The 14,027-nt window shown below is 41.1% G+C and carries 9 protein-coding genes and 1 pseudogene; 3 read left to right on the top strand and 7 right to left on the bottom strand.

The features are described 5' to 3' along the window. The first annotated feature begins 122 nt into the window (after positions 1–122). The 3 genes from HMPREF2955_RS05355 to mobC all read left to right on the top strand — a co-directional run bounded on the left by HMPREF2955_RS05355 (position 123) and on the right by mobC (position 3,886). Positions 123–536 carry a plasmid mobilization protein gene (locus tag HMPREF2955_RS05355; protein WP_070721640.1) on the top strand — a complete coding sequence of 138 codons (414 nt, stop codon included), beginning with the start codon at positions 123–125 and terminating at the stop codon, positions 534–536. Further along, complete coding sequence (gene mobB, locus HMPREF2955_RS05350; RefSeq protein WP_070721639.1) at positions 533–1,813, top strand: conjugal transfer protein MobB; 1,281 nt, start codon at positions 533–535, stop codon at positions 1,811–1,813. Before HMPREF2955_RS05355 ends, mobB begins: the two co-directional genes overlap by 4 nt. 66 nt (positions 1,814–1,879) lie before the next feature. Beyond that, the gene (gene mobC, locus HMPREF2955_RS05345) at positions 1,880–3,886 is read left to right on the top strand and encodes a conjugal transfer protein MobC (RefSeq protein WP_070721637.1); all 2,007 of its coding nucleotides are present in this window, start codon (positions 1,880–1,882) and stop codon (positions 3,884–3,886) included. Between the two features lie 52 nt (positions 3,887–3,938). Here mobC and HMPREF2955_RS05340 read toward each other — a convergent pair whose 3' ends face one another. The 7 genes and pseudogenes from HMPREF2955_RS05340 to HMPREF2955_RS16180 all read right to left on the bottom strand — a co-directional run bounded on the left by HMPREF2955_RS05340 (position 3,939) and on the right by HMPREF2955_RS16180 (position 13,469). Continuing rightward, on the bottom strand, positions 3,939–4,307 hold the full coding sequence (locus HMPREF2955_RS05340) for an IS1 family transposase (protein ID WP_070721635.1): 369 nt from the start codon (positions 4,305–4,307) through the stop codon (positions 3,939–3,941). A gap of 197 nt (positions 4,308–4,504) precedes the next feature. Continuing rightward, positions 4,505–5,605, bottom strand: a pseudogene (locus HMPREF2955_RS17145) (IS4 family transposase). A gap of 120 nt (positions 5,606–5,725) precedes the next feature. Continuing rightward, positions 5,726–6,952, bottom strand: coding sequence for a protein kinase domain-containing protein (locus tag HMPREF2955_RS05330; protein WP_070721633.1), 1,227 nt, complete (start codon positions 6,950–6,952; stop codon positions 5,726–5,728). Between the two features lie 5 nt (positions 6,953–6,957). Next, a complete protein-coding gene (locus HMPREF2955_RS05325; RefSeq protein ID WP_070721631.1) occupies positions 6,958–9,147 on the bottom strand; it encodes a peptidase domain-containing ABC transporter in 2,190 nt (729 codons plus the stop codon). Between the two features lie 3 nt (positions 9,148–9,150). Further along, entirely contained in the window at positions 9,151–11,394 is a 2,244-nt protein-coding gene (locus HMPREF2955_RS05320; RefSeq protein ID WP_083317636.1) for a TonB-dependent receptor, read from the bottom strand. A gap of 1 nt (position 11,395) precedes the next feature. Then, entirely contained in the window at positions 11,396–13,222 is a 1,827-nt protein-coding gene (locus HMPREF2955_RS05315) for a YcaO-like family protein (RefSeq protein ID WP_083317635.1), read from the bottom strand. Between the two features lie 100 nt (positions 13,223–13,322). Beyond that, on the bottom strand, positions 13,323–13,469 hold the full coding sequence (locus HMPREF2955_RS16180) for a hypothetical protein (RefSeq protein WP_168166868.1): 147 nt from the start codon (positions 13,467–13,469) through the stop codon (positions 13,323–13,325). Positions 13,470–14,027 lie beyond the last annotated feature (558 nt).

Genomic DNA, 14,027 nt, shown 5'->3' with positions numbered 1-14,027 from the left:
TCAACTCTTGATATCAGCAAGGTGTGTCTTTGTGACACAAACCGCCGTTTGTACCACAAAGACCCTTGCCCCGAAGGGGAGATGAATTACTCCAAAGTCGTAATTAAGAAAACAGAAGGGATATGAATAAGGACAAGGAACACGGTTCAGAACGAAAAAAGGCAGAGAGGCCTCGTTGGGACAACTGGCATGTACGGTTGCCCAACCCCAAAGACCAGCAACGGGCGATAGATTTGTTTCAGCGTTCGGGTGCAGAAACGAAGTCAGATTTTGTGCGTGCTCGTATTCTTGGAGAGCATTTCAAGGTGATTACGGTGGACAAGTCTGCTGTGGAATATTACCGAAAGCTCTCCGAACTGACGGCACAAATCCATAAGATTGGCGTGCTCTATAACCAAACCGTGCGTGCCATTAACAGTTATCACAGCGTGAAGACTGCACAGATTATGCTTGAGAAATTGGAGAAACTCTCGGCTCAAATCATCGCCTTACAGGAACAGGCTATCCATTTAACCATTGATTACAGAAAGAAATGATAGCGAAGATTTCTGCAACGGAGAACCTTAGAGGAGCACTCGGTTATAACTTCAAAAAGGTGGAGAAAGGAGAAGCGAGCATTCTTCTTGCCGCTGAGCTGTATCAAAACAGCGATGGCAATTACACGATGGAGGATGTACTGGCCGACATGGAGGCATTGATGCCGAAGGTATGCCGAACGAAGAAAACGGTGTTCCATTGTTCCCTTAATCCGCATCCGGACGAGAAGCTCTCAGATGAAACACTCACGCAGATTGCCAAGGAGTATATGGAGGCACTCGGCTACGGCAATCAACCTTATATCGTGTTCAAGCACAGCGACATCGCCCGTGAGCATATACACATCGTATCACTTCGGGTAGACAGTAAAGGAAGGAAGATTGACGACCGCTTCGAGAAGCGAAGGAGCAAGCAGATTACCGATGCCTTGGAAAAGAGGTTTGGTCTCATTCCAAGTTCAAAGATTACTGAGAAGGCTGTAGCAGAAACGCCCAAGGTAAATATTGATAAAGGGAATATCAAGGAGCAGGTGGCAAGCGTTGTTCGCATGGTGCTGAAACATTATCGTTTCTGCTCCTTGGGCGAGTTCAATGCCGTACTGAGTAAATATAATCTTGCCGTAGAAGAAGTAAAAACGGAGTTCCGAGGAAAGAAATATGACGGACTGGTCTATGTTCCGACAGCTGACAAGAGCAATAAAGTAAGCACACCCATCCATGCCTCGGACATTGGCCGTGGTGTGGGCTATACTGCCATACTGAACAGGATACAGAAGTCGAAACAAACCGTCAAACCACTGATACCAACCATAAGGAACAAGGTGTTACAAACAATGCGTACCTCTCCAAAGACAGAGGAAGAACTTCGGCAACGATTGGAGGAACAGAGTTTGCGTGTGTTTATCCGAAAGAACGAAAGCGGGCGCATCTATGGCATCACATTCATTGATGACGAAGTGGGCGTTGCACTCAATGGCTCACGCTTGGGCAAGGGATATGCCGCCAACATATTCAATGGCTATTTCTCCAATCCTACGCACAACCCATTCTTGGACGAAACGCTGTATGGCAGTCCTTCTGTCTGTTTGGAACCATCGCCAACCGTTCAACCCTCGCAACAGGATACAGAGGAAGGTGACAACCTTGTCGATGAACTAATCGAGAACATGGTAGGTGACTCTTTCACATCTACGGGCAATGATGATTGGAAGGAAGCGGCTTGGCAGCGTAAACTGCGCAAACAAAGTAAGGTAAAACTTAGACGAAGAAAACATTAAATAAACAAGCATTTCTATCTCCCCTCCCTTCGGAGGGGTTGGGGGAGGCTAAAAAAACATAGTATTATGGCACAAGAAGATGATTTAAGAGCATTGGGTAAGGTCATGGACTTTATGCGGGGTATATCAGTGATATTTCTCCTTATCAACTGTTATTGGTTCTGCTACGAAGCGTTTCACGAGTGGCACTTCACGCTCGGTATCATCAACAAGATACTAATGAACTTCCAACGTACCACAGGCTTGTTCTCGTCCATCCTCTGGACGAAACTCTTTTGTGTGGTATTCCTTGCCCTTTCTTGCTTGGGGACAAAAGGAGTGAAAGAAGAGAAAATCACATGGACAAGTATTTGGACGGTGCTTTTCTCAGGCTTTGTCTTTTTCTTTCTCAACTGGTGGCTATTGGTATTGCCCATCGGTAAGATCGGGGCAGCTTCGCTCTACATCTTCACGCTTTCCGTTGGCTATATCTGCCTGCTGATGGGTGGCGTATGGATGAGCCGACTATTGAAGAATAATTTAATGGACGATGTTTTCAACACAGAGAACGAGAGTTTCATGCAGGAAACTCGGTTGATGGAGAATGAATACTCGGTCAATCTTCCTACACGCTTCTACTATAAGAAGAAGTGGAATAAGGGCTGGATCAATGTGGTCAATCCCTTTCGTGCCTCAATGGTACTCGGTACGCCAGGCTCGGGTAAATCCTATGCTATTGTAAACAACTACATCAAGCAGCAGATTGAAAAGGGCTTTGCGATGTATATCTACGATTATAAGTTTCCCGACCTTTCAGAGATTGCTTACAATCACCTGCTTAATCACTTGGATGCCTACAAGGTGAAGCCACAGTTCTATGTAATCAACTTTGACGATCCGAGGAAATCGCATCGGTGCAATCCCATCAATCCTGCCTTTATGACGGATATATCGGACGCTTACGAAAGTGCCTACACCATCATGCTCAACTTGAACCGTTCGTGGATACAGAAGCAGGGAGATTTCTTTGTCGAGTCACCGATTATCCTATTGGCAGCTATTATATGGTTTCTGAAAATCTATGAGAACGGAAAGTATTGCACCTTCCCTCATGCCGTCGAATTTCTCAACCGTCCCTACGCACAGATATTCCCGATACTCACTTCCTACGATGAACTTGCCAACTACCTTTCCCCTTTTATGGACGCATGGGAGGGTGGAGCACAGGACCAGTTGCAGGGACAGATAGCCAGTGCCAAAATACCGCTGTCTCGTATGATAAGCCCTGCTCTCTATTGGGTGATGACGGGCGATGATTTCTCACTTGACATCAATAACCCTAATGAGCCAAAAGTCCTTGTCGTTGGTAATAATCCCGACCGCCAGAATATCTATTCGGCTGCAATCGGACTTTACAATAGCCGTATCGTGAAGCTCATCAATAAGAAGAAGCAGCTCAAAAGTTCTGTGATTATCGACGAGTTGCCGACTATCTACTTCCGTGGGCTGGATAATCTCATTGCTACAGCCCGAAGCAATAAGGTGGCGGTATGTTTGGGCTTTCAAGACTTCTCACAGCTTACCCGTGATTATGGGGATAAGGAGAGCAAGGTGATACAGAACACGGTTGGTAATGTGTTCAGTGGTCAAGTCGTGGGAGAAACAGCCAAGACGCTTTCTGAACGCTTTGGCAAGGTCTTGCAGCAACGACAATCGATGACCATCAACCGCAACGATAAATCCACTTCAATCTCCACACAGATGGACAGTCTTATCCCTGCATCGAAAATCAGCAACCTTACGCAAGGAATGTTTGTAGGGGCTGTGTCCGATAACTTCGATGAACGCATCGACCAGAAGATTTTCCACGCAGAGATTGTTGTGGATAGTGCCAAAGTTTCTGCTGAAATGAAAGCATACCAATCAATCCCTGTAATAGCAAACTTCATAAACGAAAATGGCTCCGATAACCTCAAAGAGACTATTGAAGCCAACTATCGCAAGGTAAAGCAAGAGATATTATCGCTTGTTGATTCAGAGATTCAAAGGATAAAGAACACCCCAGCCTTGTCCCATCTCATTCCAGACAAGTAGTGCAAACACGGATTGGGTATTGTGGTTGCGGTGTGACGATTACGGAACTTAGCTATATACCCATAAGTACCCATAAATAAATCTTTATGATAGCCGTCAGCACTAATAAACTACAGCTGTAACAAATCGTTTTTCGGTTCTGTCGTTTTAGGTGGGTACGAAGTGTAAGATTGTGCTGCTCGATATGGTTGGTAGAGCGGAAGATAGTGCGATGTATTTTTCGACTGATAAGATTTCTGTAGTTTTTCAGTTTATCGGTGTAAATCATTTTAGCTTTGGATAGAAAAGGACTTTGAAGCACAACCGACAAAATACGGTTGGTACGTATGCCTTCATTGAGTGAAACCACCTGCTTTGTATCTACCTGACGTATGAACCAACTGTTGTAAACGATTATTTCTTCCCAATTAATATAGTTCATCCGTTAAATACGTACACGCTAAAAGACTTTTTACATTTAGCAATACTACTTATGATATAATTTAAACGGAGGTAAATTATCTATGCTAGATTATTATTAATGATTGAACTACAACGAATTATACAGGATTAAATATCTTATGAGGAAAACCCTACAGACCGTATAAGACCCTTATAGATGCATTTAGCGGATAAAAACTAAAAGATTATCCATTGATACAGAACGATTTTTGTAAATGTGTTGAGTCTTAGCGATAAAACGAGATTTGAGAAGTGCCATTTGTATGTAGCCTGCTGTTTGAGTACTGCAAAGAGCAATATAGTGATGAGTGCTGTCCATATCTGTATCTCTACGGCATTGGATGATGTGCCGACAAAGTTCTTGATATGAAAGTTCCGCTTGATGCTGCGGAAGAAGATTTCAATAACCCACCTTGCCTTAGACAAGGCCGCTATGGTTCCTGCGGAAAGTTTCATGTTGTTGATGAATAGTTCCATCGTGAATCTGGCCAGGCATTGTACACGGCAATCCTCCGTATGGATTTTAGGTATTGTTCGGTAGTTTCTTTTCCTCTCAGCCTCACAATCTCATCAATGAGTACTTCTGGATGAACGTTATCGGGCAATTCTCGCTCTTTCATGCACTCATATAGCAGGTTGTCTTTCACCCTAGCCACGAAGAGCACCTTGATGCTGTCCCAAAAGTTCAGAACGAGCGTGTCAAAGTAACCTCGGTCGCTTACATCCATACTGCCTGACTTCACCTCCGTGTTATCCGCTGTCTTTCCATCTGTAATATGCGCATATTCAGGAAGTAGCGTGCTGAAGTTCTGTAACGTGTGCAGCTTTACTGCCCCCTTGGAATGGGTATAGTGCGCCCAGCCGTACACCTCGGCACATAGCGTGATGATGGTGGGAGCAAAAGCATAAGACGGCATTCTTGAAGCGGAACTTACGCCCGGAAAAGCTTACCTGCTGTCCGAAATAACCCCAAAGGGCGTAATAGCAGTCTCGGGAAAACGCACAGGAGCGTTTCTCGTTCTGATAAGCAAGATTGGACTTAGAGCGCGTACGGGAAGACGCCCTAGGTGGTTCAGATTGCCGTTAGCGGATTGAAGACCATTGCTTATCTCACGAAGAGATACACAGTCGGCAAATTGGCAGAATATCATACTCACAAGGTGACTCCATGTGTTGAAACCCTTGACATGTTTGTCCGTACCATGCTTTTTATCTGTGATTTGATTAATTCTTTCAGTAATTTTTGATTACTTGTGCGAAAAGTCTTATCTTTGCCATGAAGGAAGGTTTGGTTTGGTGAAAACACTGAGGTAAGACTTTTTTGCCTTAATGAAAACTACTTCCTTCACTTTTGTAGAAAATTATTTAGGATACTATTGCATTTGCATTACACAATTTCTATACTCCAAAGTTATCTATTTCGCATACAGAAGCGTATCTTTGATTTGGATCCTTGTGCAGACACTTTTTTATGAGTTCAATAATCCAATCTGGAATCCGATGGCCCTTATTGTCGGTTTTTACAAATGTTGGATTTTCGTGAAGTATCGCTTCACAAAGCATTTTCCAAGTTATCTCATAAAAGGGAGGCGTTTCGTAAATAATGGTATAGATGAGTACACCTAGGCGGTAAACCTCAGCTTTGAAATTAATATCTTCTTTCTGTATAAGTACAAATGGGTTTGTGCTTAACGACTCTGGCTCGATATACTCAAATGTAGCACCCATATAGGGAAACACATGTTTACTGGTAATGTCTCCCAGCATTTCATAATCTATCAGTTTGAGAATACCTGTATCTGATATGATAAACTGTGCGAGGTGAAGATCTCCATGTACTATATTTCTGGAGTGCAAATTTGCGATCACAGCTATAATGCGCTTTATGATGTCTATTTTCTCCGAAAAGTTCATGGTGTGATAACACACTTCCAGATTTCTTCCTTGGATATATTCCGTAACATAATACATGGACTCTATATCAAAGCAGATAAGTTTCAATATGTTTTGAGAATCTTGAAGTCTTTTAATGATGCTTATCTCTTTCTGGAAATGTTTTCGCTGATCAGGGTCGGTTAGTCGCAGTTGCTTAAGAAAGAGGTCTTGCCCCGTGCGGCTCCTAACATGATAGCTAATGCTATAGGTGCTCTGTGTCAATACCTCTACAACTGTGTATAGGCTTTGAGGGAAGTTGTAGGAAATAACAGAAGGGGGAAGCTCGCAGGATTCACGTTGTGGCAATAGAAAACCTTGGGCAATAGATTCTCTAAGAAACACACGATCATGATACGTCTGGATGTGTTCTGAGATTTCCTGTCTGTTCATCGGTTTTCGAAACCTCATAAGAAACACTTTCAGCTTCTTTGTAATGCAGTAAACATCTTTCAAGTGCCTGTCAATCAGAAGAAATGTATATTTTCTGTCGATACAAGTGAGATAGAATGGTAAAACAGCGTTTTCTATAGGAATGACAACATAATTATCGGGGAAAGGACATTGCTCTGCATCTATACTGTGGGGGGAAGAGACATCACCCTGTGTTAGCAAGGTTTTCACTTTCTCTTCAAGACAGAAAAAACAACTAGGCAGCAGCCTGTCAATGTAATTATAGAAAATGTTGTTCATGATGACTAATTCCCTAATTCCAATTGGTTCCTGATGAGCTGATAGTAATAGCCTTGTTTTTCTACTAATGAGGTGTGGGTGCCCTGCTCTATGATGGTTCCATGATCCATGACCAAAATAATATCGGCATCCTTTACTGTACTTAGTCGGTGGGCAACAACAAATACCGTCTTGCCTTTCAGGATGGGCTTCAGTTTTTCCAAGATGTCTTTTTCATTGTTGGCATCAAGCGAATTGGTGGCTTCATCGAAGAAGAAGATGTCGGGATTCTTGTAGATAGCTCGCGCTATGAGAATCCTTTGTATCTGCCCTTGACTGAGGCGCATACCATTATCACCTATTCTTGTCTCGTATTTGTATGGAAGAGGCTCTGCAAACGTTTCGACATTTGAAATGGAAACAGCCTGGTGGAAACGTTCTTCATTGAAGGATTTTTCTAAGATGATGTTTTCTCGCAGTGTGCCAGAGAAAATAAAACCATCTTGTAAAACAGCACCACAGCTGTTTCTCCAAAGACGATTTTTCACATTTTTGATATCGGTATTACTAACAACTATCTTCCCTTGAGTGGGTTCATAGAGTTTCAGTAGCAGTTTAACAAGCGTTGTCTTACCACTACCACTGGATCCTACGATGGCTATCTTTTTACCTAAGGGGAGACAAAGGTTCATGTCGTGGAGAATGTCGTTTCCTGACATCACATATTTAAAATGCAAATGCTCCACAGAGATGACACCATGTTGTGGCTTAAAAGCTTCTTTGCCCCCGTCTTCTTCATTGTCTATTGAGAAAATACTATTCATACGGTCTAAACTAAGCTTAGCATCCTGATAACCGGCAATGAAGGTGAGGAATTGGGCTATGGGAACATTCAGCTCGCCAATGATATACTGTATAGACATCATCATACCAAAGGTGATGTCACCCCGGATAACAAAATAGGCTGAGAGGAAAGTGATAAGGATGTTTTTCAGTTCATTGATGAACACATTCCCCACATCCAGGTATTGGTCTATTTTAAGTGCTTTTACATTTGTATGGTATAAATTCTTTTGTATGTTCTCAATATCGTCGCGGTTTCTTTGTTCCAGATTTTGAAGTTTAATCTCAGTAATTCCTTTCAGTATCTCATAATACTTTCCCTGATTCTTAGCTTTTACGGCAAAGAGTTCATAGTTTAGTGTTTTTCTTTTATTCACAAACAAGTAGGTCCAGATGATATATAGAATGCTGCCTAAAACGAACACTAGGAAAATATAACCGTTATATGTCATTAAAACAATTCCCAAAACCAATAGTGTAATCAGCGAAAACACACAATTCACGAAATAGACCGTCACGAAACGTTCTACTTTGTCATGATCTTGTAATCGTTGGATGAAATCACCCATGGGTTTTGAGTCAAAGAATCTGACTGGTAGCCTCAGCATTTTTGCAACAAGGTCTGTAAGTAGGCTGATACTGAACCTGGAACCAAGCTTCAGGACAAGAACTTTCCTGAAGAAGTCATTGAACATATTTCCCGTGATAAGTGCCATCTGGCCAATAAGTACCATCAAGATAAAGCTGATGTCGCCCCCTTCTATACCCTTATCTACAATCCATTGTGTTAGAATAGGGAAAGCCATTTGTATGCCAGCCCCTATTAATACGCCCAACAAGAGATATAAAAGCATCTTCTTATAGGATAACAGAATAGGGAGGAAAGTTTTTTTTTCTGTTTTTCTTTTCTTGACTGTTGTTGGTTGACAGTTGCCGTCGGGTTCTAACAGAATGACAATACCTTGTGCTCTGCTGTCAACAGTATCTGTTGACCAATGCTGTTCGAACTCACTTAATGAAAACACAACATGTCCCTTTGCAGGATCAGCCATATGAAAAAAAAATTTTCCATGTAGCTGGCTTATCTTGTATAATACTACAAAGTGGTTTCGATTCCAGTATAGGATGCAGGGCAGCGTTACTTCTTGCGTCAACTGTTCTAAAAAGACTTTTCCGCAGGCTACCTCGAAATGATTCTTCCGGGCTATTTCCACTACCGATGCCAATGATATGCCATCCTTAGATATGTAATAAGAATATTCACTCGCATCAAGTGAATGGTACATCTTATAATGCTGGCAAATCATCTTCAGGCATGCCAAGGCGCAGTCAACACTGTCATATTGCCTCACTATACGGAACCTATGAAACATGCTTTAGTGTTTTTTAGACTCGTTTTCGTATATCTTTCGCTCGCACTGTTTCTTTCCCTTGCTAAGATTGAATGTCAAACACAGCATGACCTTTTGTGAGTAGACCTTATCTTTCATGTCAACATACTGTGTGGCTTGATGAATTCTGCTATGACTCTTCAAATTGCCGAAGGGTTGGATGAACACTAGGTATAGGTCAAGATAGTCGTTGAGCGTATAGTTGACCATTCCTATGCTGGAGTCGCGGGATTTACTGTACCCATTGTATTGCAGCTCTTTACTGTTGTATGTGTATTGCACAATAGCTGTTAGACGAGAAGACAGGTGCCAGTTGCTCTGCATCTGGACCATATAGGAAAACATGCTTGTGTCGTAGAAACTGTTGGCAGCAATACGTCGGCTCAACGCATCGGCATAGAAGTTCACGCTCCACCATTTGGTAAGGTTACACGATAGCGTAAAGTCCAGACCAAAGTTTTGCACCTTGTTGATGTTGATAAATTCAAGAGTAGCGTTAGTGCCATCTGTCAGTAGGCTGCTGGCTACCTGATTATTGACTTGTTTGTAATAAGCAGAGGATGCCAGATAGAAATTGCCTTTGGAATAACTGTATTCAAGGGATAGCGTACCGCTTTTCTGTGGCTTCAGATACGGATTGCCTTTAGTGCTGATATTCTGGCTTTCCTTTTTAATGAAAGGAAGCATCTGCCAGATACTGGGATCGTTCAGATAAGATGAATATCCCAAAGCCAAGTTGTTGTTATCCCATGCATACGAGACATTGAATTTTGGGAAGAAATCTGTGTCCTTCACTCGTGTGCCATCTGCAAAGGAACGATGATAATTCTGAAAACTCACCCCTGCATCCACCGTCCAGTTTTCACCAAGGCTTTTCATGAGTTCTGCATAAGCAAACATGTTATTGCAATGGTATCTTTCTGCTATATCCGTGTAACTGTTGTTGAAAAGACCTTTGGTTTTGTTATGTGAATACTTCACGCCGCTATAAAGAGTCGTTGTTTCATCAAATTTTCTGTTGTAATCGAGTTTCGAGCCATAGATCTCCTGGTTCTCATTCTGCCTAATCAAGGAATTGCCTGTGAAATAAGTATTGTTATCGTCTATTGTCTTCTTATTAAACGACACTTCAAACTTCAAGTGATTTTTCTCGTCTTTATAGTTGGCATAACCTTTATAGTGCTGCGTGTTAAACGCTTCTTTTAACACCGAGAACAACGTGTTCTGATTCTCATACGTATTCTGAAACCTTTCCCTATAAAGAGAAAGATAACCGTCAACACCTATCTGAAATCTGCTGCTAGGCTGATAGGTATAGCCGTAGAAAAACTCGTTGTCACACTCTTTGCGTGGAGATGTTGTGTATAGGTCTTCTGATGAAAGCATACCTCCTTTATCGAATATCCTGTCTTCTGTCTTCATCTCCAAGTTGCGATAATACTGCTTATAGAACAGGTAAAACGAGTTCTTTTCTGTTACATATCCTATATTCACCTTCGTATCATTCATTGAGGCGTCAAAAGCTGTTTTGTTGTCTACCATCAAGGAATAGCCCTGTTCGCGCTCTGTTATGATGTTCATAATGGCGGTGTAGTTGAGGTTGGCATACTGGCTTGGTATGTTGTACATAATCTCTACACGCTTCACACTTGCAGGTTTAATTTGGTCAACAAGACTATTGTCTGTCAGCTCAATACCATTTTTGAGAATTAGGATGTTGCTACTTCCTTTTATATGCACTGTACTGTTACAATCAACAAATACTGTTGGGATGTTTTCCAAGAGGCGGGATGTCAGTCTGACATTCTCTTTCATCTGGTCGGTAAAAGAATAGGTGAAGTTCAGTCTGTTCCTCACTTTTGTTTTAATTCCATTTACCACCACTTCATCAAGTGAAGTGGTGTTTGCCGTCAATTCTATCGACACATCTGTCTGCTCCCTATGATAAAAAGAAACCCTCTTTCTATCATAGCATACATGGGTAACTTGAATGATGTAAGTCTTGCCTTCCACCAAATTCTTTGCACTAAGCTCGTAATAGCCCAATGAATCGGTTACAGCACCACAAACAAACGCTGAGTCGGCATTCAGCAATACGACATTGACAAATTCTATTGGTTTCTTCGTCAATGAGTCTGTTATATGGCCGGATACCTTATTCTGATTTTGCGCGATGCAAAAACTCAGATTTATTAGAAGTCCTATTAGTATGAGTATTGACTTTTTCATTTCAGAAGATAAAGGTATTATGGTTGATGTTCGCTTCTTGATGTTTCCCCTGAATATTCTTCACGACTCTCAAAAGATCCAACTGGCAGCATTCGTCAATCAAGGCACAATTCTCGCAATTAAAGTTCTGAGGCCATTCATAGTAACGTAAAATCTTGTCAGGATCCTTCACATCATCAATAATCTCTGCCAATTCATCACTGTACAGGATGCTTAGTTTATTCTTGATTTCGTCATCACTGTTATTTTCCAATTTAAGCCTGACGTAGTCTTTAATACCATAATAATACTTGTAAGCACCGAAGTCCTTGTTTTTCAAGAATTCCTGCAGATACCAATAGGCTTCTTTTATCATTCCTGCTTTGTAGTTGAGCATAAATAGCAGTTGTTCCAATTTCAATTCATGCAAGTCGCGGTTGGTGTGGAAAACCAGCATTTCATTGAAATTAAAACTAAACATTTTCAGCAACTGATAGTCGTTGTTTACTTTCTTGCACATATCCAGCAGCTCTTCTTTTGATATGTGTTCTATGTTGCGAAGAGAGTTCAAGCTATAGTATGTGTCGTTCAGCACCTCATAGTGCTTCCTTTTGGTGGCGAACTGACTCATTCCTGGCACAACTATATAATAGGAGTTCAGTCCCATGAATGAAACGTCTCTTATATAAATTCTAAAACCAAGACCATGGATAAGGCTCTTGATAAAAGAAATATCACCCTCATCGGTTACGTCAAGGATATCGTTCAAACCTTTAAACTCGTATGATGGTTTTTCCTTAAAAAGACACACTCCCCAATTACCGCTCCCGTCAAGGAACAGCTTGTTGCCATTAGAGAAGATAAAAGACTCATCATACTTAGGATTATTGGCATATTGTTCAAAGGTAATGTCATACCATGAAAGGCCTGTGGCTGATTGGTATAGCTCTGTTAGACATCTCTCTAAAGCCACACCAGGATTTAGTGCTGATCCGAGATTAAAATTGTACTTTCCCATTTCTTCATCTATAACCAGAACTCCCAGTACAGGTATGCCCTTCCCTAAAGAACAGTCTTTAATGATTAGTTTATAACGATTTTCTTCCTGTAGTTTCTCGATAATAGAATATACAGGATAATCCTTAAATGCAGAGATAGGAATAGTAGGTGGCGTGAGATTCTGATTATATATCTGTGAACCAGCATAACGCTCAAAAATCTCGCAAAAGCCTTGAATAAGAGCCTCTTCTTTGGTGTTACCACTAGCCATACCATTAGAACCACAAGAAATGAGTATCAGTTCTATTGGCAACATGACCTCTCCTTTATCCTCTTCAGAGTAGAATGGAACACATTTACAATTTTTGAACATCAGATAATCCTTGAAGAAACTGATGGCATCGGATTTCGTGTTAATGAAGGGGAATAAGGACTTGAGAAACACAAACTGATTTTCAACCTCTGTTTCCATCAAAATATCTGATTCTTTAGGGTCATATAGGAAGTCTAGTGCCAATCCTTGCTCTATCAAATGTCTTTTGTAAAAACAATCGTCCATCTTGGACAGATTATGCTTTTCAGCATTCTTGAACCCTCGAAACAACATATTGTTCTGAAGCCTTTCCATAAACTCAGCATATCCACTTGCCAATGCATATTCATATGTGGTCCCCTTTCCATTTGTTCCTATATTTAGAGGTGAGAACTTTCCTGACATATGCACACGCGATGTGAAAAGACAATCGCTGTTGCTGTATGATGCTTCCTGTAGGAAAATACCTACTTCATCCAGACTCTTTCGTATTCTATTAATTGTTGTTGCTGGTGAACAAGCCTTATATGGTTTCATTTTGTCTATTCAAGCTTATTGGAGTGATTGATGCATTATTATATTTAAAGGAAGGCATAAGAGATGATTCGAATGCCTTCCTCGAAATTAGCCTACAGATTTAGAACAGCATTGTTGTAGCGTTCTTCTTCTTGCCGATTACTACAACGGTCTTCAGTTTCGCGTTTACATTAGCTCCACCCATTGTGTTCTGCATTTCATTCTGTGCAATACTCTGCATCTTAACTTTTAACGATGTCGGTTTCATTTTTTAAAGTTTTTAGAATTTTCATAATTCCCTTATTAAAGCATCAGGGTTCTGCTCTCATTCTAATGCATGAGTACACTTATATATAATCGATTAAAATATAAAGGCTTATAGTTATAGTACTCCTCAACATCCGACAAGTGGTTGAACATTGCTTGCGTTGCCGTCTAGAGCATGCGGACAATCCTGAGCGTTCTCCTATTCTTGACGCTGTAAATTTACAATATTATTTTGATTCTTGCAAGAGTTTTGATGTTTTTATCAATAGTGTCCTAAATAATTTTGTGAAAACTCACGCCAATTTGCATCAAATCATTTGATTTGGCTTTTTTGTTCCTTTGCTAAACAGCACATACCCTCTTAATAACTCCATCGTACTGAATTTGCGTGAGAAGTTAGCAAAACTATAAGATGAGAGGCTTAATCCCTCTCCTTTCTGCTTTATGGTTCTGATCAGAATGACAGACTGCGCAGAACTATCATACTTTGTAACTATTCAGCGGTATTGACCAGTCTGTATTCTTTCCTCTAAAATCTTCGTATAAAGGCTATAAAGAT

Source organism: Prevotella sp. HMSC073D09 (assembly GCF_001814145.1).
Taxonomy (GTDB): Bacteria; Bacteroidota; Bacteroidia; order Bacteroidales; family Bacteroidaceae; genus Prevotella; species Prevotella conceptionensis.
This window is presented reverse-complemented; position numbering and strand designations above follow the sequence as displayed.